The 22289-nt window shown below is 72.9% G+C and carries 20 protein-coding genes and 1 pseudogene; 12 read left to right on the top strand and 9 right to left on the bottom strand.

Annotation, left to right across the window (positions count from 1 at the left end; all coding sequences use genetic code 11):
• The first annotated feature begins 15 nt into the window (after positions 1-15).
• Together ACFVUY_RS19500 and ACFVUY_RS19495 are read left to right on the top strand one after the other, a co-directional pair.
• Positions 16-3513 (top strand): S8 family serine peptidase, encoded by a 3498-nt coding sequence (locus ACFVUY_RS19500; protein ID WP_387731370.1) that lies wholly within the window; start codon positions 16-18, stop codon positions 3511-3513.
• A gap of 137 nt (positions 3514-3650) precedes the next feature.
• Positions 3651-4634: an alpha/beta fold hydrolase gene (locus ACFVUY_RS19495; RefSeq protein WP_387731367.1), complete on the top strand. Its 984-nt coding sequence runs from the start codon at positions 3651-3653 to the stop codon at positions 4632-4634.
• A 71-nt stretch (positions 4635-4705) separates the two neighbouring features.
• Here ACFVUY_RS19495 and ACFVUY_RS19490 read toward each other — a convergent pair whose 3' ends face one another.
• The 3 genes from ACFVUY_RS19490 to ACFVUY_RS19480 form a co-directional block, all read right to left on the bottom strand.
• Complete coding sequence (locus ACFVUY_RS19490) at positions 4706-6130, bottom strand: VWA domain-containing protein (protein ID WP_387731364.1); 1425 nt, start codon at positions 6128-6130, stop codon at positions 4706-4708.
• A complete protein-coding gene (locus ACFVUY_RS19485) occupies positions 6127-6999 on the bottom strand; it encodes an AAA family ATPase (RefSeq protein ID WP_387731362.1) in 873 nt (290 codons plus the stop codon). The genes ACFVUY_RS19490 and ACFVUY_RS19485 overlap by 4 nt, the downstream gene beginning before the upstream one ends.
• Positions 7000-7184: 185 nt before the next feature.
• Complete coding sequence (locus tag ACFVUY_RS19480; RefSeq protein WP_380544167.1) at positions 7185-7853, bottom strand: Tat pathway signal sequence domain protein; 669 nt, start codon at positions 7851-7853, stop codon at positions 7185-7187.
• A gap of 586 nt (positions 7854-8439) precedes the next feature.
• Here ACFVUY_RS19480 and ACFVUY_RS19475 point away from each other — a divergent pair.
• From ACFVUY_RS19475 to ACFVUY_RS19460, 4 genes are all read left to right on the top strand, one after another.
• The gene (locus ACFVUY_RS19475; RefSeq protein ID WP_359900973.1) at positions 8440-9168 is read left to right on the top strand and encodes a TetR/AcrR family transcriptional regulator; all 729 of its coding nucleotides are present in this window, start codon (positions 8440-8442) and stop codon (positions 9166-9168) included.
• Positions 9169-9357: 189 nt separating this feature from the next.
• On the top strand, positions 9358-10014 hold the full coding sequence (locus ACFVUY_RS19470; protein ID WP_359900974.1) for a DUF6230 family protein: 657 nt from the start codon (positions 9358-9360) through the stop codon (positions 10012-10014).
• Positions 10015-10016: 2 nt separating this feature from the next.
• Positions 10017-10547 carry a DUF6114 domain-containing protein gene (locus ACFVUY_RS19465; RefSeq protein ID WP_359900976.1) on the top strand — a complete coding sequence of 177 codons (531 nt, stop codon included), beginning with the start codon at positions 10017-10019 and terminating at the stop codon, positions 10545-10547.
• Positions 10548-10854: 307 nt separating this feature from the next.
• The gene (locus tag ACFVUY_RS19460; protein ID WP_387731359.1) at positions 10855-12090 is read left to right on the top strand and encodes a globin domain-containing protein; all 1236 of its coding nucleotides are present in this window, start codon (positions 10855-10857) and stop codon (positions 12088-12090) included.
• Between the two features lie 64 nt (positions 12091-12154).
• Here ACFVUY_RS19460 and ACFVUY_RS19455 read toward each other — a convergent pair whose 3' ends face one another.
• Positions 12155-13558, bottom strand: coding sequence for a selenium-binding protein SBP56-related protein (locus ACFVUY_RS19455; RefSeq protein ID WP_387687191.1), 1404 nt, complete (start codon positions 13556-13558; stop codon positions 12155-12157).
• A 109-nt stretch (positions 13559-13667) separates the two neighbouring features.
• Between ACFVUY_RS19455 and ACFVUY_RS19450 the strand changes: the two genes are divergently transcribed.
• The 5 genes from ACFVUY_RS19450 to ACFVUY_RS19430 all read left to right on the top strand — a co-directional run bounded on the left by ACFVUY_RS19450 (position 13668) and on the right by ACFVUY_RS19430 (position 19487).
• Positions 13668-15980 carry a tetratricopeptide repeat protein gene (locus ACFVUY_RS19450; RefSeq protein WP_387731356.1) on the top strand — a complete coding sequence of 771 codons (2313 nt, stop codon included), beginning with the start codon at positions 13668-13670 and terminating at the stop codon, positions 15978-15980.
• An 18-nt stretch (positions 15981-15998) separates the two neighbouring features.
• Complete coding sequence (locus ACFVUY_RS19445; RefSeq protein WP_387731353.1) at positions 15999-16970, top strand: alpha/beta hydrolase; 972 nt, start codon at positions 15999-16001, stop codon at positions 16968-16970.
• 89 nt (positions 16971-17059) lie between these two features.
• On the top strand, positions 17060-17854 hold the full coding sequence (locus ACFVUY_RS19440; RefSeq protein WP_387731639.1) for a spermidine synthase: 795 nt from the start codon (positions 17060-17062) through the stop codon (positions 17852-17854).
• Between the two features lie 94 nt (positions 17855-17948).
• The gene (locus ACFVUY_RS19435; RefSeq protein WP_387731350.1) at positions 17949-18497 is read left to right on the top strand and encodes a hypothetical protein; all 549 of its coding nucleotides are present in this window, start codon (positions 17949-17951) and stop codon (positions 18495-18497) included.
• 666 nt (positions 18498-19163) lie between these two features.
• On the top strand, positions 19164-19487 hold the full coding sequence (locus tag ACFVUY_RS19430; protein ID WP_387731348.1) for a hypothetical protein: 324 nt from the start codon (positions 19164-19166) through the stop codon (positions 19485-19487).
• Positions 19488-19494: 7 nt separating this feature from the next.
• Here the strand turns inward: ACFVUY_RS19430 and ACFVUY_RS19425 are convergent, their stop codons facing one another.
• The 4 genes from ACFVUY_RS19425 to ACFVUY_RS19410 form a co-directional block, all read right to left on the bottom strand.
• Entirely contained in the window at positions 19495-19758 is a 264-nt protein-coding gene (locus ACFVUY_RS19425; RefSeq protein ID WP_387731345.1) for a hypothetical protein, read from the bottom strand.
• Between the two features lie 256 nt (positions 19759-20014).
• Positions 20015-20260 (bottom strand): hypothetical protein, encoded by a 246-nt coding sequence (locus ACFVUY_RS19420; protein WP_387731343.1) that lies wholly within the window; start codon positions 20258-20260, stop codon positions 20015-20017.
• 105 nt (positions 20261-20365) lie between these two features.
• Positions 20366-20494 carry a hypothetical protein gene (locus ACFVUY_RS19415; RefSeq protein WP_387731340.1) on the bottom strand — a complete coding sequence of 43 codons (129 nt, stop codon included), beginning with the start codon at positions 20492-20494 and terminating at the stop codon, positions 20366-20368.
• Between the two features lie 255 nt (positions 20495-20749).
• Positions 20750-20944: a hypothetical protein gene (locus tag ACFVUY_RS19410; protein ID WP_387731337.1), complete on the bottom strand. Its 195-nt coding sequence runs from the start codon at positions 20942-20944 to the stop codon at positions 20750-20752.
• Between the two features lie 618 nt (positions 20945-21562).
• On the opposite strand from ACFVUY_RS19410, the gene ACFVUY_RS19405 reads away from it, so the two are divergent.
• Complete coding sequence (locus ACFVUY_RS19405; protein ID WP_387731334.1) at positions 21563-21967, top strand: RidA family protein; 405 nt, start codon at positions 21563-21565, stop codon at positions 21965-21967.
• A gap of 45 nt (positions 21968-22012) precedes the next feature.
• On the opposite strand, the pseudogene ACFVUY_RS19400 reads toward ACFVUY_RS19405, so the two are convergent.
• Positions 22013-22144, bottom strand: a pseudogene (locus ACFVUY_RS19400) (IS5/IS1182 family transposase); the annotation flags it as partial.
• Between the last annotated feature and the right edge of the window lie 145 nt (positions 22145-22289).

Genomic DNA, 22289 nt, shown 5'->3' with positions numbered 1-22289 from the left:
GACGAGAGGATTTATATGATCGGCTGGCGGAAAACCCAGCTGGCGGCGGCCGTCACGGTCACCGCCGCGTCGATGGTCCTGAGCCTCGGGACCATGGCGAGCGCGGCCCCGGCCCCCGACCCGCAGAACGCCCAGGCGGCGTCCGCGGACGGGGCCCCGGTGCCGGTGATCGTGATTCTGAAGGACCAGATCGCGGACGCCCCGGCCGACCACGGCCACCTCGGCGCCCGGCAGCAGAAGACCGCCGACGCCCAGGCGCCGCTGCTGAAGAAGGTCAAGGCGGCCGGCGGCACCGACATCAAGAGCTTCGTGGTCGGCAACGCCTTCTCGGCCACGGTCAGCCCCGCCCTGCGCGCCCAGCTCCAGGCGGACCCGGCCGTCTCCACCGTGGTGGCCGACGCCCAGGTCCAGGTCGCCCCGGCAGCCGCCGGAAAGGCGAAGGCGGCCAAGGACGCGGCCGCCGCCGGCGCCAAGGCGCCCAAGGCCGATGCCGCTCCGCAGGCCGTTTCGGGCAGTAACGGCCAGGGGGCGGAGGAGAACGCGACCAACACGGTCTGCCCCTCCGACCCGAGCAAGCCGCTGCTGGAGCCCGAGGGCCTCTACTCGACCCGGGCCGTCACCGGCAACGGCAAGCCCGGCGTGGAGGACCTGGCCACCGGCAAGGGCGTCAAGGTCGCCTACATCGCCGACGGCCTCGACCCCAACAACCCGGACTTCATCCGGGCCGACGGCTCGCACGCCGTGGTCGACTACCAGGACTTCGCGGGCGACGGCTGGGACGCGCCGACCGGTGCGGCCGAGGCCTTCGGCGACGCCTCGGCGGTCATCGCCCAGGGCCGCCAGGTCTACGACGTCTCCAAGTTCGTGAACTCCTCGCACCCGCTCCCGGCCGGCTGCAACATCCGCATCCGCGGCCTCGCCCCGGACGCCGACCTGGTCGCGCTGAAGGCCGGCGGCGAGATGATGTCCAACTCCTCGATCCTGCAGTCGATCGACTACGCGGTGCGGGTCGCCCACGTCGACGTGCTGAACGAGTCCTTCGGCGGCAACGTCACCCCGGACAGCGGCGCGCACGACACCATCTCGCTCTTCAACGAGCAGGCCGTCAAGGCCGGTGTCACCGTCGCCGTCTCCAGCGGTGACGCCGGCATCAGCGGCACGGTCGGCACCCCGGCCACCGACCCGTACGTGATCGCGGTCGGCGCCTCCACCGACAACCAGAACTACCAGCAGACCGGCTACGCGGCCTCCCAGTTCTCCAACCGGACCTGGAGCAACAGCCGGATCTCCGCGCTCTCCTCGGGCGGCTTCACCCAGGCCGGCCGGACCGTCGACCTGGTCGCCCCGGGCGAGTCGGACTGGGCGCTGTGCACGCCCGACACCAGCAAGTACACCGACTGCACGGGCTACAACGGCCAGCCCTCGCCGATCCAGCCGTTCGGCGGCACCAGCCAGTCGGCCCCGTTCGTCACCGGCGCCGCGGCCCTGGTCATCCAGGCCTACCGCGACACCCACGGCGGCGACTCGCCCGCCCCGGCGCTGGTGAAGAAGTTCCTCACCGGCACCGCCACCGACCTCGGCGTGCCGGCCGAGGAGCAGGGCGCCGGCCTGCTGAACGTCCGCGCCGCCGTCGAGGCCGCCCGCGGCTACGACGACGGGGACGGCACCGACGGCGCCAAGACCGTCGTGGTCAACACCGGCCAGGTCGACATCGCCGGCGCCCCCGGCTCGACCCATACCGCCGACGTGTCCGTCACCAACACCAGTGACACCACCCAGACGGTGAGCGCCGCGACCCGCAGCTTCGCCCCGCAGTCGGGCAACCAGCAGACCGTCCAGCTGGACCCGTCCTCGAAGGACACCTTCAAGTACGCGACCAACGGCGCGGACTGGGTGCAGAAGCAGGTCAAGTTCACCGTCCCGGCCGGCGCCGACCGCCTCGCGGCCTCGATCGCCTGGCAGGGCGCGCCCAACCCGGTCACCAACGGACCGGTGGTCCGCATGACGCTGCTCGACCCCTCGGGCCGCTTCGAGACCAACACCCGTCCGCAGGGCGGCGCCACCCCGGCGAACTTCGGCCTGGTGGACGTTCCGCACCCGGTGGCCGGCGAGTGGACCGCGATCCTCTACACCCCGGCCGGCAAGGCCGGCTACAGCGGCGCCGTCCAGCTGGGCACCGCCACCCAGCGCGCGGTGCCGGCCGGCACCGTGAGCCCGAACACCACCGACCTGAAGCCGGGCCAGACCAAGACCCTCAAGGTCCAGCTCACCACCCCGGCCACCAGCGGTGACTCCAGCGAGGCCGTCCTGGTCTCCAGCTCCAACGGCAACACCACCAGCGTCCCGGTCGTGCTGCGCAGCCTCGTCCCGGTCAACCAGGGCAAGGGCACCTTCACCGGCACCGTCACCGGTGGCAACGGCCGCAGCGCCTCGCCGACCCAGAGCTTCGCGTACGCCTTCGACGTCCCGAAGGGCCAGAAGGACCTGCGGGTCGGCGTGACCGTCGGCAAGGACCCGAAGCTGCTCATGCAGGGCGCGCTGATCAGCCCGAACGGCACCCCGGTCGACATCGAGGGCAACGGGCAGTTCGACGCCCAGGGCAACCTGTCCGGCACCGGCAACGGCGTCTCGGCCACCGCCGTCAACCCGGCCGCCGGCCGCTGGCGCTTCGTCCTGAACGTGCTCGGCCCGGTCAGCGGCCAGGAGCTCGCCCAGGACTTCGCCGGCACCGTCGCGTTCAACCAGAACCAGGCCACCGCGGCCGGTCTGCCGAACGACGCCCGCACCAAGCTGGCGGCCGGCAAGCCGGTCACCGTCCAGGTGAACTACACCAACAACACCGTCGCGACCCAGCGGATCGCGGCCGACGGCCGGCTGGACCGCCGGGTCGACCTGGCGCTGGTGCCGCAGGGCGCCTCGGCGACCGTCAGCCTGCCGCTGAGCCTCAGCTCCGCGGTGCCGTCCTTCCTGGTGCCCCCGGGCACCGACCGGCTCAAGGCCGTGGCGGCGTCCTCGACGCCGGCGCAGATCGAGCTGAGCGCCACCACCGGCTCGCCGGACCTGTTCGGCGACCTGAAGAAGGCCCAGGACGGCTCGACCGTCTCGGTGGTCACCGACAACGGCACCGCCGAGCAGCCGGTCGTCCCCGGCACCTGGGGCACCTTCGTCCAGCAGATCGGCCCGTTCGGCAGCGGCTCCGCGCCCGCCGGCACCTCCACCATCACGGCCACCGCGCACACCCAGGCCTTCGACCCGGCGCTGACCTCCAGCACCGGTGACCCGTACGCCGCCTCGGTGAACGCCTCGGCCGCGGCCGCCACCCCGGTGACCGTCGCCCCCGGCGCCACCGGCTCGCTCCAGGTGACGCTGACCCCGACCGGCCCGAAGGGCAGCACCGTCAAGGGCGTGCTGTACCTGGTGTCCGGCCCGACCGGCGTGGCCACCGCCAACAACGTCCTGAACACCACCGGTTCGGTGCTCGCGGCGATCCCGTACAGCTACACCGTGAACTGACGCTACGTCAACTGCTTCAAGACCGAGGCCGTCCCGGGATTCCGGGGCGGCCTCGGCCGCTTCCGCCGCCCGGAGCCGGCGGGGTTCCGGGGGCGGTCGGCTGGGCAGGGTCGGAAGTGACGGCATGTCTTCACCGGATGGGGAGTGGCGAGTTGAACGACGCGATCAAGCACGGCGAGATCGAGGTGAACGGCGTCCGGCTGCACTACGCGGAGCAGGGCGAAGGCCCGCTGGTCCTGCTGCTGCACGGCTTTCCGGAGAGCTGGTACTCCTGGCGCCACCAGTTCGCGCCGCTCGCCGAGGCCGGCTACCGGGTCGTCGCGCCGGACCAGCGCGGATTCGCCCGCAGCGACCGGCCCGAGCGGGTGGACCAGTACAGCCTGCTGCACCTGGTCGGCGACGTGACGGCGCTGATCGGCGCGCTCGGCGAGGAACGGGCGGTCGTGGTCGGGCACGACTGGGGCGCGCCGGTGGCCTGGGCCACCGCGGCGCTGCGGCCGGACCTGGTGCGCGCGGTGGCCGGGCTGAGCGTGCCGCCGCTGCCGGTGGGCGGGCCGCCGCCGCTGGAGGCCGCCCGGGCGGCCTTCGGCGAGGGCTACTACCAGGTCTACTTCCAGGAGCCCGGCCGGGCCGACGCCGAACTGGCCGCGGACGTCCGGACCAGCCTGCGCCGCATCCTGTCCGCGAAGTCGCCGGACGGCACGCCGCGCGTGTGGATCGTCCCCGAGGGCCAGGGACTGCTGGACAGCCTCCCGGAGCCGGAACGCCTGCCGGACTGGCTCACCGAGGCGGACCTCGACGCCTTCGAGGCCGACTACGCCCCGCACGGCGAGAAGGCCTTCACCGGCGGGCTCAACTGGTACCGCAACCTCGACCGCAACGCCGAACTGCTGGCCGCCTTCACCGGGGTGACGGTCGACGTGCCCGCGCTCTTCGTGGTGGGGGAGCAGGACCTCGTCAACGCGATGGTCCCGCGCCCGGTGCTGGACCACCTGCTGAGCCGGGTGCCCAGGCTGCACGGGCACGTCCGGCTGCCGGAGACCGGGCACTGGACGCAGCAGGAGCGCCCGGCCGAGGTCAACGCGGCGCTGCTGGACTTCCTGGCGCACGTCGACAAGTAGACCCCGGGGCACCGGTCGCGGCCGTCCGGGGACGGGGGCCGCGACCGGCGCCCCGCACCGTCGGACCGGCGTCAGACCGGCAGCAGGCGGGCGATCAGCTCGCCGAGGCGGCGCGCGTTGCGGCAGGAGTGCATCTCCACCACGCCCGCGTACACGAGGGCGGCGGAGTCGCCGGTCGGCCAGAGCGAGGGCTGCTCGGGGTTGAGCCAGAACACCCGGCGGGCCCGGCCGGCGATCCGGCGCAGCGCGTCCGCGTTGGGGTCGCGCTGGTTGTTCCTGGCGTCGCCGAGGACCAGCACGCAGGTGCGCGGGCCGACGGCGTCCAGGTGCCGCTCGGCGAACTCGCCGAGCGCGGCGCCGTAGTCGCTGTTGCCGTGGTAGCCCGTCACCCCGGCCTCGGCGAGGATCCGCGCGGCCAGGCGGGCCGGGTCGTCGCCGCCGCGCAGCAGGCCGGTCACCTCGGCGGTGCGGTTGACGAACGCGAACACCCGGACCTTGCTGAACTGTTCGCTCATCGCCTGCACCAGCAGCATGGTGAAGTCGGCGAAGCCCGCCACCGAGCCGGAGACGTCGCACAGCAGCACCAGCTCCGGGCGGGCCGGGCGGCGCAGCCGGTACGCGGGGCGCAGCGGCACCCCGCCGGTGCTCAGCGAGCGGCGCAGGGTGCGGCGCAGGTCGATCTCGCCGCGGGCGGCGCGGCGGCGCCGGGCGGCCAGCCGGGTGGCCAGCTTGCGGGCCAAGGGGTGGACGGTGCGGCGCAGTTCGGCGAGCTGGTCGCGCCCCGCGTAGAGGAAGTCGACCAGGTCGGCGGTGGGGGCGACGGCGCGTTCGGCGATCCGCTCGGGGCCGCGCAGCTCGGCGACCCGGCGGCGGGCCTCGCCGGCGGCCAGGGCGCGGAAGTCCTGGATGCGGCGGCGGATCTCGTCGGCGAGCACCAGGTCGGAGAGGTCCGGGGCGCTCCGCCGCTCGCGCAGGGCGGCCAGGACGCGGGCGAGCAGCGTCTCGGGGGCGAGCCGGCCGAGCGCCTGCTGGGCGGACCAGCCGTCCGAGCCCGGCGTGCCGCCGGCGCCGTACCGGCCGAACGCCTCCACTACCTCGCCGGCCAGCCGGGCCTGGGCGGCGCGGTCGTCGTCGGCCAGCGCGGCGGCCAGGCGTTCGCGCAGCTGCTCGCGCAGCGGGTCGGGGCGGCCGAAGCGCGGCGGCTCGGGGTCGTCGGGGACGGGCGGCGGGTCGGCCCGGACGGCCTCCGGGGTGCCGACACCGAGGGGGAAGAACAGGTCGAAGGCGGCGTCGAAGACGCCCCGCTGGCCCTCCGAGCGCAGCAGGGCCGCGGCCACACCGGCCCGCATCTGCTCGCGGTCGGCGAAACCGAGGACCTCCAGCACGGCGGCGGCGTCCACCGTCTCGGCCGGGCCGATCCGCAGGCCGTGCCCGCGCAGGGCGCGGACCAGGCCGGTGAGGCGGGCGGCGGTGTCGGCCCGCGGGGGCGCCGTCACGCGAGGGTGAGCTTCTGGGCGGCCTTGCGGACGTCGTCCTGGTGCTTGAGGATCACCCCGAGGGTCTCCCGGACGACCGTCCCGTCGAGGGTGTCGGCGCCGAGGGCGAGCAGGGTGCGGGCCCAGTCGATGGTCTCGGCGACGGACGGCGCCTTGCGCAGGTCCATCGCGCGCAGCGCGCCGACGACCCGGACCAGCGACTCGGCCAGCGTCCCGTCCAGGCCGGGCACCTTGAGGCGGACGATCCGGCGCTCCAACTCGGCCTCGGGGTAGTCGAGGTGGAGGAAGAGGCAGCGGCGGCGCAGCGCCTCGGAGAGCTCGCGGGTGGCGTTCGAGGTGAGCAGGACGAAGGGGCGGCGGGTGGCGGTGATGGTGCCGAGCTCGGGGACGGTGACCTGGAAGTCGCTGAGCACCTCCAGCAGCAGCGCCTCCACCTCGACGTCGGCCTTGTCCATCTCGTCGATCAGCAGCACCGTCGGCTCCTCGCCGCGGATCGCGGTGAGCAGCGGGCGGGTGAGCAGGAACTCCTCGCCGAAGATGTCGGTGCGGGCCTCCTGCCAGCCCTCGTCGCGGCCGGCTGTGATCCGCAGCAACTGCTTGGCGTGGTTCCACTCGTAGAGCGCGCGGGCCTCGTCGATGCCCTCGTAGCACTGGAGCCGGACCAGCCGGGCGTGGCCGATCGCGGCCACCGCCTTGGCGAGTTCGGTCTTGCCGACCCCGGCCGGGCCCTCGACCAGCAGCGGCTTTCCGAGCCGGTCGGCGAGGAAGACGGTGGTGGCCACGGCCGTGGAGGCCAGGTAGCCGGTGGCGGCCAGCTGTTCGGTGGCGTCCGCCACCGAGGTGAAGAAACCCGTGCCGTTGTCGCTCATCCGCTCGCCCCGTTCCGGTTCGCCGTCTCCGTGCGGCGCCACCCTACCGGCCGGTCACTTCGCTGTCCCGGGGGTGGGCGTCCGGGGCCGGGGGCGTGCCGGGGGAGCGGTCGGCGCGGCGGCGCACGGCCCGGTGAGGGTGCCGTACGCCGCCGCCGACGGGACGGGCCGGGAGGGCCCTGGCGTCAGTTGACGAACAGGGCCGGGCTGCCGGCGACCGAGGTGTCGAGGACCGGGCCGTAGGTGGCGCTGAAGTAGCCGGTCGCGAAGCACAGGCTCGGCCCGGAGGCCAGGGCGAACGGCTGGCCGGTGAAGCCGATGGTGTTGCCGGTGTTGGAGGTGGTGCCGTTGATCCCGGTGGTGTTCTGGTAGTTGCAGCTGATGCTGCCCAGGATGGTGTTGAGCACCACGGTGGTGCCCATCACGCCGGCCGCGCCGGGGGTGAGCTTGACCGGGTTGCCGGGGCCGTCGCTGACGGTGTTGGTGAACGGCAGGCTGGTGACCGTGACGCTCTTGACGCCGGTGACGCCGATGACGTTGGAGGTGCAGGAGCCGAAGGTCTGGGTGTTGAGCTGCTCGGTGGCGCTGCCCGGCGCGGCCGGGTTGGAGGTCACCGTCGCCGAGAAGGAGGAGGCGGCACACTTGACGCCGGTCGTCCCGGTGGCGCTGTTGTAGAAGGTCGCGGAGGTGCCGGAGACCAGGTTGGCGGTCAGTACGTCGCCGACGGCGACGGCCGGGCCGGTCGGGCTGCCGGTGGTCAGGACCGCGCCGGCGGCCTGGGCGGGGGCGACGGCCGCGCCGGTGAGGGCGAGTGCGGCGAGGGCGGCGGTGGCGAGGGTGCGGCTGATGCGCATGAGGGTGCCTCTCTCCGTCCGACGGACGGGTGGGGGAATCCCCGCGTGCGGGTGTGGTGGTGTGCACGACGGGGGAGGTGCATGGCGTACCGGAGTGCTTCGTACCGGAGGGCTTCGTGCCGGTGGTTCGGCGCCGGTGGCCCGGTGCCGGGGCAGCGCCCCGCGGGCTTCGGCACCGGCCGGCGTGCGGGCGGGCCCGGCGCCACGGGCCCGCCCGCTCGGTACGGCGGTGCGGACGTACGCAAGGGTGGGCGTACGGCGGTGCGGTGGTACGGCATTGCGGTGGCACGGTCCTGCGGTGGTGGTGCGGCGTTGCGGTGGCACGGTCGTGCGTACGGACGGCGGCGTGGAACACCAACGGCACCGCGCCGTTCGGTCGGGGACGTGCGGTGCCGTGGGGCACGTCGACGGCTGCCGCCGTCGCGCCCCGTCTCCGCCGTGGTCCCGTGGCCCGGGCGTTCGTCCGGGCTCCCCGGAGCCTCCGGAGGTCCGGCCGGTGGGGGCCTGCTGGCCCACCGGTTGGAAACCTGTCAGTGTTGTAAACCCAGTGTTCCGTCAATGTCAATACAGGACACAGGAGTTGGTGATGGATCGGAAGAACCTCCGTGGAGCCGACGTGGTCCTGCTGCCGGGCGCCCGGACCGGCCGCGATCCGGCCCGCTCGATCAAGCCCGGGCCGCGCCGGCTGCCCGCCGGCGTGGTCGCCGCGACCCAGCGCGAGCGGCTGCTGGACGGCCTGGTGCGGACCGTCGCCGAGCGCGGCTACCAGCACGCGACGATCAGCGACATCTGCCGCGCGGCGGGCGTGACCAGGCCGGTCTTCTACGAGCTGTTCAGCGGCAAGGAGGACGCCTTCCTGGCCGCGCACCGGCACGGCACCGGTGTGGTGATCCGGCGGATGGCGGCGGCCTTCACGGCCGAATCCGACTGGTGCCGGGGCATCCGGAAGGCGCTCGGTGCGATGCTCCAACTTCTCGCCGGAACACCGGCGTTCGCCACGATGGCGGTGATCGAGGTCGAGGCGGTCGGCCCGGCGGGCCGACGTGAGCGGGCCCAACTGCTGACCAGGTTCCGGGCGTTCTTCGACGAGGTGCCCCAACTGCCGGGCGGGGTCGACTCGAAGGAGATGGTGGACTCGGTGGTGGGCGGCGTCTACAGCGCGATCTACCGGTGGATCGACTCCGGCCGGACCGAACAACTGATGGAACTGCTACCGGTGTTGAGCATGTTCTGTCTGTCGCCGTTCCTCGGCCCGGCGGAAGCGGCCGAGAGGATGGGGGTGCGGGACTGGCCGAAGCGGGTCGCCGATTGGTGAAGATCCCTTCGTGCACCCGTATTGACCCGGCCAATACCGGGCAGTAGCTTCCCAGTTACTTACCGCGTGCTGACCGGACCCGCCCCGCTGCCGAGGGGCGGACGGCCCGGTCGCGCCCGGGGAACGCTGTCCGCGCCAGGACAACGTGCCAAGTGCCTGCAGACCCATCCACCCACAGGGAGCACACACATGGCCATGTCCGAGGACGCCGCCACGGCGGCCGAGACCCCGCAGACGCCGAGCGGGCCGAGAAGAGGACGGGTCCGGCTGAAGCGCACCGCCCTGATGGCCGTCCCGGCCGTCGCCGCCGGGGGCGTCCTGATGGCGCTCACCGCCCAGGGCGTGCTCGCCGCCCAGTTCTCCATCTCCGGAATGCCGTTCACCATCACCGCGGACAAGCTGGACGGCGAGGGCTTCGCCCAGTTCGGCGCGCTGGACTCGATGATCCCCGACAGCCCCAACGCCGGCTCCACCGGCGGTCAGGTGCTGGTCGCGGTGTCGGCGATCAAGAAGGCCGAGATCACCAACCTGTGCCAGAGCGTCGACCTCGGCGGCATCAACCTGGTGATCCACGCGGGCGACGGCGGCACCCCCGTCACCGCCTCCGACCTCACCACCGACTCCGACCTGCTGTCCGGTGACGCGGAGTTCAAGAACATCGAGATCGGCGGCGACGCCAGCACCTACACCAAGGCCGGCCCGGTCGGCAAGGGCGGTGCCGGTGTCTTCGGCCAGCAGGCCGACCACGTCACCCTGACCCACCTGAACCAGCACAACTACGCGAGCACCGCCGTCGGGTTCAAGCTGCCCAACCTGCGGCTGAGCTTCAGCTCCACGGGCTGCTGACCATGACGGAGTCCGTACCGGAGCCGGCCGGCACCGGCGAGGGCACCGCGGCACGGGCCGAGGGGGTGGCCGCCGAGGGGACGGCGGCCGCGCCCGCCCAGGCCGCGGCGGCCACCGCCGCCGAGCCGACCGCGCGCCCGACCAAGCGCGACTGGCGGGGCAAGCGGCCGTTCTGGGGCGGGCTGCTGGTGACGCTCGGCGGCGCCGAGATCCTCTTCACCCTGAAGGCCCCGCTGCCCGTCATCCTGCACATCGGGATGCAGGGGCTGGCCGGGTACCTGGTGCCGGCGGTGATGATGCTGTGCGGCCTGCTGATCCTGTTCAATCCGGCGCAGCGGCTGTTCTACTCCATCCTCGCCGTGCTGGCCTCGCTGGCCAGCTGGCTCACCTCCAACCTGGGCGGCTTCGTGATCGGGATGCTGCTCGGAGTGGTCGGCGCCTGTCTCACCTTCGGGTGGCTGCCCGAACAGCCGCTGCGCCAGGGCCGGCAGCGGCGGCTGGAGCGCCGGGAGACGCACCGGGCAGGGGTCTGACGACGGCGGTGCCCCGGGTCCTGGTGGTGGGAGAGCACCGGGGCGTGGGGCACCCGCCCGTCGCACCCGTTCCTTCGCGGCCGTCCTGCCGCGGGTGTCCTTCGGCCGCTGTCCTTCCGGGGTCGTGCCCGCCCTTCCGGGGCCGTACCGGCTCTTCCGGGCGGTCCGGTCCGCGGTGGCCGAGAACCATCCCGGTCCACACGTACCAACGCAAGGGGTCGATGGTCCCGGGTTCCTCCGGGGCGATCGGCCCTTCTCGCGCTCGGCGACCCGGCAGTTGACTGGACGGGACATGGACAACAGCAGCATGAGCACTGGCACCGCCACCGCCACCGCCGAGTACGACCGCCTGATCGCCCGCCATCACGCGATGCGCCTGCGACGCCAACTCCTCGCCCCGTCCTCCTCGGGCGGCGGCGACTTCGGGTACGGCGCGTACGGCGAGGACGGCGGCTACGACGGCGCCGCCGACCAGCACCTGATCCGGCGCGACCTCGACCTGATCTCCCCGCTCGCGGATCTGATCGACCACCTCTACGCGGTGATGTTCAGCCATCGCCCGTATCTGCGACCGCTCTTCCCCGCTTCGATGGAGTTCCAGCAGCTCCACCTGGAACGGATCTTCCACCACCTGATCGACCACCTCGACCGCCCGGCCGAACTGGAGCAGACACTGCGCCAACTCGGCCGCGACCACCGGAAGCTGGGTGTCCGGCCGGTGCACTACGAGGCCTTCGAGGAGGCCCTGTGCGCGGCCGTGCGGCACCGGGCCGGCGAGCGCTGGACCGAGGACCTGGAGGGCGCCTGGGTGCGGATGCTGCGTTTCGCCGTCGGCGCGATGGTGGCCGGAGCCGACTCCGCGCTCACCGAACCCCCGTACTGGCACGCCGTGGTGACCGGCCACGAACGCCGCCGCCCCGACCTCGCCGTGCTGCGGGTGCGCACCGGCGAGCCGTACCCGTACCGGGCCGGGCAGTACGGCACCGTCGAGCACCCGGCGCTGCCGCACACCTGGCGGCAGTACTCGATGGGCTGCGCCCCGCGCGCCGACAACGAGCTGGAGTTCCACGTCCGCCGCACCGGCCCCGGCGGGGTCAGCGCCGCCCTGGTCGAGCACATCGCCGTCGGCGACCGGCTGCGCCTCGGCCCGCCGCGCGGCAGCCTGCTGCCCGACGACGACGCCCGCGACCTGCTGCTGGTCGCGGGAGGCACCGGCCTCGCCCCGATGAAGGCGATCATCGAGCAGCAGACCACCAGCCGGCCGACCGGCCGCCGGGTCCACCTGTTCGTCGGCGCCCGGGAGCGCGCGGACCTCTACGACTGGCAGTCGCTGGCCGAACTCGGCCAGCACAAGCCGTGGTTGACCGTCACCCCGGTCACCGTCGGCGAGCTCGCCGACACCGTCGCCTCGGCCGGCGACTGGCGCGAGCACCTGGCCTGCGTCACCGGGCCGATCGGCATGGTCGGCTCCGTCCGCACCCGGCTGGCGGCGGCCGGGCTGCCGTCCACGCAGGTGCGGTTCGACCAGGCGCTGTTCCGGTGACGCCGGCCGGACGGCCGTCGGACCGGCGGCCGCCGACCGGGCGGCCGTCCGCTCCGTCGGCCGGTCAGCGGTAGCAGTAGGAGTCGGAGGAGGCGTCGCCGCCCGCCAGGTGGGTCTGGTGGACGCGCAGGCCCCGGAAGTCGGCGCCGTGCGGGAAGAAGCGCTCGTCGACGCTCAGCCCGCCGGCCTCCGGGTCGGCGTCCAGCTTGACCATCCAGGGCTCGATGCCCTCCGGGTAGAACTGGTCGTCCCAGGCGCCGTAGAGCGAGTTGGTGAGGTACAGCCGCCGGCCGTCCCGGCTGATCTCCACCATCTGCGGCGCCCCGCTCAGCGGACGGCCGGGCTCCGCCGGGTGCGGGGTGCGGGCGGCGATCCCGCCGAGCCGCACCGAGCCCGCCAGGCGGGGGTGGAACGGGTCCGAGACGTCGTACTGGAACAGCTCCCCGGTGCCCCACGCCGAGACGTACAGCCAGCGGTCGTCCACCGACAGGTTGATGTCCGTGACCAGCGGCGGCACCGCGCCGAACGGCTGCAGCGCGGGCGGCAGGTCCTCGGCCTTGGCCGGCTCGGCGGGGATCTCGATCACCTTGCGCGCGGTGAACGCCGGCCCGTCCCGGTACCAGAGCCACACCGAGGAGGAGAGGTCCTCGACGTTGGTGACCACGCCGACGAAGCCCCACTCCGCCTGCGGATCGTGCGCCGGGCGCAGCTCCAGCACCATCTGGTACTGGTCGCCGAGGTCCACCCGCTGGAGGTGGCGCCCGGAGTCCAGCTCCCAGAAGTGCAGCGCGTGGCCGTACTTGCGCCCGAGCAGGAGGTCCGGCACCACCCCGTCCTCGACCATCGACGGGGTGCCCCACTCGCTGGTGATGCCCACGTTGGTGCCCAGGTGCCACCAGACGTCGTACGCGAAGTGCTGCGGACCGCGCTCGGTCTCCCAGGGGCGCAGCACCTCGAAGGTGGTGTGGTCGAGCAGCGCCACCCCGCCCGGCCCGTCCTCGCCGTCGGCGCCGCCGAGGCAGGAGAGGAAGACGCCGTCGGGGCCGCAGTGCAGGGTGTGCGGGCGCGAGTAGCCGGCCTTGGCGGCCAGTTCCTCGGCCTCGATCGTCTTCACCAGGCGCGGGCGGACCGGGTCGGGCCGGGTGTCCAGGACGTGCAGCCGGGAGGAGCGCAGCCCGGGCAGCAGCAGGTAGCGCCGCTCGGGGTTCTCGTGGCAGGCGTGGGCGAGGGCGCTGGAGCAGGCGTTCCAGCCGAAGTGGTGCAACTCGTCGCCGAGCGTGGGCAGTTCGGCGAAGTTCAGAACCTTCCCGTAGCTCGCCGAGTCCGGATCGGTGTCGACGCTCAGCAGTGCGTCCGGCTGCTGCCCCGACCGGTCGAACCCGGCCACGTACGCCAGCTTCTCCGGCGGAGCGGCGATCGCCTCGGCGGCCGAACGGTAGAGCGACGGATCGGTATGCCCGTGCTGCATGCAAACTCCCCAACTCGCCTGGTCTGTCCGGGAAGCGTTCCACAGAACCACCGGCGCACAGGAGGCGCACGAGAAGCGGCCGGGAGGCGCGGGCGGCTACCCTGACCGGGTGCACAACAGCATTCGCGGGGGGAACTTCCACGGCCCGGTCGTCCAGGCGCACACCGCGCATGTGACGGTCACCCCCCGGCCGCCCACCATCGCCGGCCTCCCGCCGCTCCCCTCCGCCTTCACCGGACGGAAACAGGACCTCGCCGAACTCCGGGCCCTGCTGACCACGGACGGCCCGCCGACGGTGACGGTCACCGGCCTCGGCGGCATCGGCAAGACGACGCTGGCGATCGCCGTCGGCCATGCCCTCCTGGACGCCGAGCACTTCTCCGCGGCCCTCCTCGTCGACCTCCGGGGCTACGACGAGACCCCGGTCGAGGCCGGGCAGGCCCTCGACACCCTGCTGCGCGCCCTCAGCGTCCCGGCGGAGCACATCCCCCCGGATCCGGAGACCCGGGCCGCCCTCTACCGCGCCCGGCTGGAGCAGCACGGCGGCGGCGTCCTGGTCGTCGCCGACAACGCCTCCGCCGCCGACCAGGTCCGCCTCCTCCAGCCGCCGTCCACCCGCCACCGCCTCCTGGTCACCTCCCGCGAGACCCTCCCCGGCCTCGGCGCCCGCCTCCACCGCCTCGGCGTCCTCGGACCCGAGGCGGCCGTCGCCCTCCTCGACACCGTCGTCCGCGCCGCCCGCGCGGACGACGAGCGGGTCATGGCCGACCCGGCGGCCGCCCGTCGCATCGCGGAGCTGTGCAGCCGCCTCCCGCTCGCCCTGCGGCTCGCCGCCGCCCAGCTCGTCCTGGACCCGCACCTCCGCTCCGACGAGCTCGGCACGGACCTGGCCGATCACGCCGCCCGGCTCGACCTCCTGGACGACGGCGAGGTCGGCATCCGCATCGTGCTCGACCGCTCGTACCGGAGGCTCACCGAGCCGCAGGCGGAGCTGTTCCGGCTGCTGGCCCTCAACCTCGGTCCCGACATCTCGACCGAGGCCGCCGCCGCACTGGCCGACGGGAAGGTCCGCGAGGTCCGCTCCCGGCTCGCCCGGCTCGTCGGCAGCGCGCTGGTCGAACAGACGGCGGGCGGCCGCTGGTACCTCCACGACCTGGTCCGGGACTACGCCCTGGAACACGCCGGTCGCCACCGGGCGGCCGGCGGGAGCGCCCTGCAGCGCCTGCTGGTGCACTACGCGCAGACGGCCGTGGCCGCCGACGAGGAGATCGAGGCGCTTCCCGGAAGGCCGGGCCCCGGCCGGTTCCGCGACCGGGGCGAGGCCCTGGCGTGGCTGGAGTGCGAGCGCGCCAACCTGGTCGTGACCGTGCGTCTGGCGGCGGCGATCGGCCTTCCCTCGGTGGCGATGCCGCTGTCCTCGGCGCTGGTCGGCCATCTGGTCCGGTGGTGCCGGAACGACGACGCCGTCGCGATGACGACGGCGGCGCTGTCCGCCGCCCTCGCCGTCGGGATCAGGTCCGAGGAGGCGACGGCGTGGCACAACCTCGGCTTCGCACAGGGCCGGGCCCGCCGGTTCGAGGAGGCGATGGAGGCCCTGCTGACCGCCGGCGAGATCTTCCAGGAGGTCGACGACCGGAAAGGGGAGGCCTCGGCCTACGCGAACCTCGCCGAAGTCCTGGCGAGCCTGCACCAGCGGCAGCCGGCCATCGCCGCGACCCGGCACGCCCTCACCCTGGTGCACGGCCGGGGCGACCCGCGATGGGAGGCCCGGTTGTCGTTCAACCTCGGCATCCTGCTGATCGACGCGGAACAGCTGGACGAGGCCGACGAGACGTTCCGCCGGACGGCAACGGTCTTCCGGGACCTCGGTGACCGGAGCGGCGAAGGGATGTCCTGGGGCTGCGTCGCCCAGATCCTCAGCCTCCGGGGTCGTTACGACGAGGCGATCGAGGTCCATCAGCGGGCGCGGATCACCTGCCAGGAGGCCGGCGACCGGTACAACGAAGCGCTGGTGCTGGGCGATCTCGGCGTCACCCTCGTCCGGGCGGGCCGGGCCGGGGAAGCGGTGGACGCACACGAGCGGGCCGGCCGCCTGCTGCGGGAGACGGGGAACCCTCAGGGGGAGAGCCTGAGCCTGCGCAACCTCGGTATCGCCCTGCGGCGCGTCGGGAGGGCGGACGAAGCCCTGGCGGCCCACCGGCGGTCCCTGGCCGTCTGTCAGGAACTCGGCGACCGCACCGGTGAGGGCAGCACCTGGACCGCACTCCGAGCCGTGTTCGAGGACCTCGGCCGGCACGAGGAGGCCGAGGAGGCCCGCCGGCAGGCCGATCGTGCCATCGACGACGCCTGTGCGGCGCTCTCCGAAAGCATTGCGATCATCACATCCCAGCAGGTCGGCGATGCCGGGGACGAGCAGGGTTGAGCCAGTACAGTCACCCTCATGGAGTTCCGTGAAGACATCCTGGGTGCCCCCTACGAGGCCGCCGAGCTGACGCTGCGGCCGGACGACGAAGGGGCGGTGTGCGCGACACTCGTCCGCCGGCCGGTGCCCGGCGCGGACCGGGCCGTGCTGTACATCCACGGGTACAACGACTACTTCTTCCAGACCAACCTCGCGGACCACTACACCGCGCTCGGCTTCTCCTTCTACGCCCTCGACCTGCGCAAGTACGGCCGCTCGCTGCGCCCCCACCAGTCGCCGAACTTCGTCCGCGACCTCGCCGAGTACGACGAGGAGATCGACGAGGCCGTCCGGATCATCCGCGAAGTGGACGGGCACCGTCAGCTGCTGCTCAACGGGCACTCCACCGGCGGGCTGATCGGGGCCCTGTGGGCCGGCCGCCGGGCCGGGCGCGGGGTGGTGGACGGGCTGTTCCTCAACAGTCCGTTCCTGTCGATGCCGGTCGGGCCCGCGGCCCGCACCCTCGGCGGGCCCGCCGTGACGGCGGTCGGGCGGCTGGCGCCGACCCGCGTCCTGCCGTCCGCGCTCAACCCGCACTACACCCACAGCCTGCACAAGGACCACCAGGGCGAGTGGGACTTCGACCTCACCCTCAAGCGCCCCGAGAGCTTCCCGCTGTACGCGGGCTGGCTGTCGGCGATCCACCAGGGCCACCGGCGGCTGCACCGGGGACTGGGCATCGACGTGCCGGTGCTGCTGATGGCCTCGACCCGGTCCATCTCCACCACCAAGTGGCACAGCGCGCTGCACCACGCCGACGCCGTCCTGCGCGCCGACGACATCGCCGCGCAGGCGCCGCGGCTCGGCCGGCACGTCACCGTCGTGCGGATCAAGGGCGGCATGCACGACCTGGTGCTGTCCGGTGCGCAGGCCCGCACCGAGGTGTTCGCCGAACTGGACCGCTGGCTCACCGCCTACCTCGACGTCGAGCCCGTCGGGGAGCACGCGTGACCTTCCCGCAGCACGAGGGCGCCGAGGACGACGAGCACGACGAGCCGGTGCCCGTCGGGCGGCGGACCGACCTCGGCTTCGCCAAGCTCATGCCCGACCTCGACCGGGACGGCGGCTGGCTGCTCACCCTGGACGGCACCCCCCAGTCCTACGTCGACCTCGCCGACCCGACCCACCTGGAGTTCGAGTACACCCGGCGCCTCGGCCACCTCGCCGACGCCCTCGCCCCCGCCGGACAGCCGCTCGACGCGCTGCACCTCGGCGGCGGCGCCCTCACCCTGCCCCGCTACCTGGCCGCCACCCGACCCGGCTCCCGGCAACGGGTGGCGGAGGTGGACGGACCGCTGCTGGAACTGGTCGCCGAACAGCTGCCCTGGCAGGGCCCCGGCGCGGACATCACCGCGACCGTCGGCGACGCCCGGAAGGCCCTCGCCGAGACCCCGGCCGGCTCGCAGGACCTGGTGATCGCCGACGTCTTCCACGGCTCGCGCACCCCCGCCCACCTCACCTCCGTGGAATTCCTGCGCCTGGCCGCGGCCGTGCTGCGCCCCGGCGGCTGCTACGCGGCGAACCTGGCGGACGGCCCGCCACTGGCCTTCGCCAAGGCGCAGGCGGCGACGGTGCGGGCGGTGTTCCCGTACGTCTGCCTGGTGGCGGAGGCGCCGGTGCTGCGCGGACGCCGGTACGGCAACATCCTGCTGGCCGGCTCGACGGCGCCCCTGCCGGTGGCCGAGCTGACCCGGCTGCTCGCCGGCGACATCTTCCCCGCCCGGCTCACCGACGGGGACGACCTGGCGGACCTGGTCGGCCGGACCGCCCCGGTCACCGACGCCGAGGCCACCGACTCCCCACCCCCACCGGACGGCGCGTTCAGCATCGGCTGAGCCCAGGCCCCGCATGCACGGCGGCCGGAAATCCGGTGGGCCTCCTCCTTCCGCCCGGGTAGCGTGCGGGGACGATCCCGGAGGAGGCGAGGCGATGCGGCCGCTGCTGCTGGTGGACGTCGACGGACCGCTGAACCCGTGCGCGGCGAAGCCCTACCGGCGGCCCGAGGGCTACGAGACCCACCGGTTGATGACGCCGCGCTGGGAGGCGGCCGAGCGCCGTCGGCTCACGGCCTGGGGCCTTCCCCACAAGGCGCCGAAGCCCCTGCGGGTCTGGCTCAACCCGGCCCACGGCCCGGCCCTCGCGGCGCTGCCCTTCGACCTGGCGTGGGCGACGACGTGGCAGGAGGAGGCCAACGCCTTCATCGGTCCCTTGCTGGGGCTGCCCGGCCTGCCGTACATCCCCTGGTCCGAGCCGCGGCCCGAGCCGGGCGGCGGGGTGTTCTGGAAGACCCCGCAGATCGTCGCCTGGGCGAAGGGCCGCCCGTTCGCCTGGGTCGACGACCTGATCACGGACGCCGACCGGGCCTGGGTCGAAGCCCACCACCCAGGCCCGGCGCTGCTCCACCACGTCGACCCGAAGGTCGGCCTGACGGCCCAGGACTTCGCCCGGCTGGCGGACTGGTCCGACGCGCTCGGCTGACCGCACGAACGAGCCGGGAGTTCGTGGGTCACCCAGAGGCTGGCGGCGGCTAGCTCCAGGCGGGGGTGAGCGCGGCCCGCAGCGCGGCGCGGCGCTGGGGACCCGCGCGCGGGCGATGCAGTCGGCGCAGATCACCCCAGGGCGGTGCCGCCTCCGGGTATCCAGGGGGCGCGGGCGGGGGTGTGCACTGGTGTCTCCTGGGGAGGGGCCTGTGGTCACGCTGGGTGGTGGAGGGGGAGTGCGGCGTAAGGGCCATGTCGGTAGTGTCGTTTTACTGACACTCTTAGAAAGATCTATACACAGCACTCTTACGGTGGGGCTCAATGCCAACGGGGGGCCGACACCCGGCACTTCGACACCGGCCCCACCCCGGGTGGACGGGGTGGGGCCTGGTGCCGGTGGGGGCTCTGTCGGTCGGTGCCGGCCCTTCGACCCGCGACCCGGCAGGACCGAATGGCGAGCCCGTCAGCCGTATTCTGGGCGCGCCCTCGCACGAGTGACACATGGTGGTTCGTGGGCGGATGGGCGCTATATCTGGACGCACGATCACCCTCGGCGGCGAGGCCGAGGTCACCCGCCAGCGCCCACACGCCACGACAGTGCGCAGGCACCCCACCTTCAACGGGAGTACACGTGAACGTGCGCAGGAAGATCACCGTCTTGGTCATGGCCACCGCGTTGACGGCCGGCCTGGCCGCGATCGGTTTCCCGGCATCCGCCGCAGACTGCGGTGTCCGTTCCGATGGCCGGCTGTACTGCGAGCACAAGGCCGGAGCCAAGGGCTACGAGCAGCGCTCCTACCGCTCGCTGTCCAAGGGCCAACTCGGCGGCACCTTCGATTGGTTCGAGTGCTGGGGCCACGGCGACCCGCACGCGGGCGGCAACAACATCTGGTACTGGACCCAGCTCGACAACGGTGCGTGGGGCAACGTGCCCGCCTTCGACGTCAGCAGTCCAGTGGATCCGGCTCCCGGTCTGCGCGAGTGCTGACCCTGGCTCAGCGGTGTGCGGTGGCGAGGTGTCGCTCACGGCACTCGTCGGTGTAGCCCTTGCCTGCGTTCTTCGTCTCCCACCCGCAGGTGCAGACGGCCCGGGAGTACGCCCGGCCGGGGCAGCCCTCGGTGAGCGGCTTGCCGCTGCTGGTGTGCTTGTGGGTGGGCGGGCATTCGGTGCCGTCGGCGTGGTGGTCGGTGCGGGGCGCCTTGAACGTGGCCGCGGGGGCGTTCTTCTTCGGCCAGCTGGCCCGGGGCGGGGCGGTCACAGCTGGTGCACACGGCCTCGGCGTACTCGACGTCCAGGCCGATGATCGTGAGCTGTGGAGGGAGGTCCGCATCCGGGTGGTCGACCCGGAGGAACGCTGGGGCTGTGATCACGAGGGTTTCGCCGCACTGGCAGCGAAGGAGTTCGGTGGTGGTCGTCGGGGCGGGCATGGCGCTGTTCCTTCGGGGCGGGGGTGGGGCCCGGTGTCTGAGGGGCCACGGCGGGGCCGGAGCGTGTCCGGCCGCCCCCGAAGCGGCTCAGGCCTGTGTGCCGGTCAGTGCCTGCGTGAACGGCCGCATGGCGTCCGTGATGATCCGGTCCTGTTCGTTCGACGCGTCCCGGCCGCAGTCGGCGCAGCGGACCGTGGACAGTTCGAGTTCGAGGCCGGACAGGTCGGCGGTTGCGGTGCCGTCGGGGAGGCGGCGGACGACGAAGCACAGCGGGGCGGAGGCTTCGAGGGTCCCTCCGCAGTAGAGGCACTGGAAGCGGTCGCCGTCGGTCATGGCCGGCTCCGGGGTTGTTGGGGAGGTGAGGGGGCGGGTCTGGTGTCTGTGCACCCTTGGCGTGGACCCTGCGCGGGGGCTGGGCCGCCACCAGGGGGGCACAGCTCAGAGCGACCGGAAGACGTAGTTGCCCGCTGTGTGGGTGTAGTCGCACTCCCACGCGGTCATGTCCAGGGAGGCACGCCACCCCCGGCAGCTCTCGCGTACCGCGCGGTATTCGGCGTCCGTATCCATGAGCTGGTCGTGGGCGAAGTCCTCCAAGTCGTCCCACTGGCCGCAGCAGGCGTCTTCGAAGGCGGCTACGGCGTACTCGGCGCTGCCCTACGTACGCGGCGTAGGCGGTGAGGGCTTCCAGCTCGGCGACGACTCCGGCGTCCTCGGCAAGCTCGGTCAGGTAGTCGGCGGTGCGGCTCATGGTGGTCTCTCTCGGGCCGGTGCGGGGGCGGTGGGCAGGTTCGTTGCGGTGGTGCGGTTCGGGCGGGGCGGTGGTTAGCGGGAGAGCCAGTCGCAGGCGTACGCGCTGTCCTGGTCGCAGGCGTCGGCCATCGCGTCGGTCCATCCGTCGTTGAAGGCTTCGACCTTGACGGCGTCGGCCGGTGCGGCGGTTGTGTGGCCAACCAGCCAGCCGCCGAAGGCGGTTGCGGCGGACAGGGCGATCGCGGCGAGGATGCGGCGGGGGTTCATCGCGGGTGCTCCGAGGGGTTGAGCCGGGGTGGTCAGCGGGCGTCGCGGTCGCGGTCGTAGGCGTTCACCGGCACGGGCCCCAGAGTGGCCACACCCGGACCTTGGACGGCCCGCTTGACCAGGGCCGGAACCTTGCGCCCCGTGGGCGACAAGGCCCGTCAGCAGGGCCGCAGCGATCCCGCCGCCCCAGTTGCCGGTCTGCCACGGGTTACCCGCCAGCAGCATGACCAGAGCGAGGCGGCGGGGACAAGATTCTTACGCACAGTGACCGCGTTCAGGGCCGAGGGGCGCGGCCATTGCGCGCCGCCATTCGGGGGATTTCGAGTCGGATGCTCTGGCGGTGCATTTCGTCCGTGGCAGCGGCATTTCGTCTTTGCTGTGCCGGTGAAACGGGCTGGCCGACGAATGTGGTGAGGACGCAGGGCGCCTCGTCGTGGCGTAGAGGTTCCACTCACCACACCGGTGCCCGGAGGAGCCCCCTGCAGCCAATTTTGTGCGCGCAGAGAAAACTTGGATGGCGCTACCAGAAAAGAATCGTTTATGCGGACCCGTAACTTCTATGCGCAAGGGGCCTGTCTGCAACTGGCGGCTCCACGCGCTGTATCAAGGGAGTGAGTCATGAGTTCTCAGGTGAGGGCATTCGGGTTCGGCATGCCGTGGGAATCGTTGTACGGGTACAGTCAGGCCACCCAGGTCGGTGACACGGTTTATGTGTCGGGGCAGCTGTCTCATGACCGTCACGGCAACTTCGTGGGTGCCGGCGAATTCGAACTGCAGGTCCGCACCGCGCTGGAGAATCTGGACCTGGTGCTGAGGCATTTCGGGGCCGAGCGTAGCCAGATAGTGGAGACCACGGTTCTGGTGAGGAACCTGCGGGAGAACTTCGACGCGACAGCACGCCTCCACGCCCAGTACTTCGGGGAGCATCGGCCCACCAGCACGGTCATGGGCGTTTCCGACTTGGCGCTGCCGGACCAACTCGTGGAGATCGGCGCGCTCGTGCGTCTCGATGTGAAGCCGTAGGCGAGGAGGCCGGCCTGATTCCCTCGGCCTCTTTCATCCTGAATAGTTGCGGGTCCGGCGGTGCTCGCACAGCAGCCAGGCAACATGCTCGACGAGCTCATGCGGGACGTCGAGCGTGGCTCGATACGGAACCGACAGAGCCCCTTCGGTCGCCGGTGTGATGAGTGGAATCACCACGCCGACGACGAGGGGCCCTGCCTGGTCACCGCACCCGCTGACCAGCCCATTTCACCCACCAGCACAGGGGGCCGCGGGTGTCGGCCGGCGTGTTGACCGGGCGGCCTAAATACATGTGGAGGCGGTTCGCGCGCGTGCGCGCACC

This window comes from Kitasatospora sp. NPDC058063 (genome assembly GCF_042885395.1).
GTDB classification, from domain to species: Bacteria; Actinomycetota; Actinomycetes; order Streptomycetales; family Streptomycetaceae; genus Kitasatospora; species Kitasatospora lactacystinica.
The sequence above is the reverse complement of the archived record's forward strand: the minus strand, read 5'-3'. Positions and strand labels throughout refer to the sequence as shown.

Excerpts from the sequence above, each read along its gene's own strand:
- ACFVUY_RS19430 (WP_387731348.1), top strand. The coding sequence starts at position 19,164 with ATGGCCACCGCGTTGACGGCCGGCCTGGCCGCGATCGGTTTCCCGGCA.
- ACFVUY_RS19415 (WP_387731340.1), bottom strand. The coding sequence starts at position 20,494 with ATGGATACGGACGCCGAATACCGCGCGGTACGCGAGAGCTGCCGGGGG.
- ACFVUY_RS19405 (WP_387731334.1), top strand. The coding sequence starts at position 21,563 with ATGAGTTCTCAGGTGAGGGCATTCGGGTTCGGCATGCCGTGGGAATCG.
- ACFVUY_RS19455 (WP_387687191.1), bottom strand. The coding sequence starts at position 13,558 with ATGCAGCACGGGCATACCGATCCGTCGCTCTACCGTTCGGCCGCCGAG.
- ACFVUY_RS19495 (WP_387731367.1), top strand. The coding sequence starts at position 3,651 with ATGGGGAGTGGCGAGTTGAACGACGCGATCAAGCACGGCGAGATCGAG.
- ACFVUY_RS19465 (WP_359900976.1), top strand. The coding sequence starts at position 10,017 with ATGACGGAGTCCGTACCGGAGCCGGCCGGCACCGGCGAGGGCACCGCG.
- ACFVUY_RS19420 (WP_387731343.1), bottom strand. The coding sequence starts at position 20,260 with ATGACCGACGGCGACCGCTTCCAGTGCCTCTACTGCGGAGGGACCCTC.
- ACFVUY_RS19500 (WP_387731370.1), top strand. The coding sequence starts at position 16 with ATGATCGGCTGGCGGAAAACCCAGCTGGCGGCGGCCGTCACGGTCACC.
- ACFVUY_RS19435 (WP_387731350.1), top strand. The coding sequence starts at position 17,949 with ATGCGGCCGCTGCTGCTGGTGGACGTCGACGGACCGCTGAACCCGTGC.
- ACFVUY_RS19410 (WP_387731337.1), bottom strand. The coding sequence starts at position 20,944 with ATGAACCCCCGCCGCATCCTCGCCGCGATCGCCCTGTCCGCCGCAACC.
- ACFVUY_RS19485 (WP_387731362.1), bottom strand. The coding sequence starts at position 6,999 with ATGAGCGACAACGGCACGGGTTTCTTCACCTCGGTGGCGGACGCCACC.
- ACFVUY_RS19445 (WP_387731353.1), top strand. The coding sequence starts at position 15,999 with ATGGAGTTCCGTGAAGACATCCTGGGTGCCCCCTACGAGGCCGCCGAG.
- ACFVUY_RS19460 (WP_387731359.1), top strand. The coding sequence starts at position 10,855 with ATGAGCACTGGCACCGCCACCGCCACCGCCGAGTACGACCGCCTGATC.
- ACFVUY_RS19480 (WP_380544167.1), bottom strand. The coding sequence starts at position 7,853 with ATGCGCATCAGCCGCACCCTCGCCACCGCCGCCCTCGCCGCACTCGCC.
- ACFVUY_RS19440 (WP_387731639.1), top strand. The coding sequence starts at position 17,060 with ATGCCCGACCTCGACCGGGACGGCGGCTGGCTGCTCACCCTGGACGGC.
- ACFVUY_RS19475 (WP_359900973.1), top strand. The coding sequence starts at position 8,440 with ATGGATCGGAAGAACCTCCGTGGAGCCGACGTGGTCCTGCTGCCGGGC.
- ACFVUY_RS19470 (WP_359900974.1), top strand. The coding sequence starts at position 9,358 with ATGGCCATGTCCGAGGACGCCGCCACGGCGGCCGAGACCCCGCAGACG.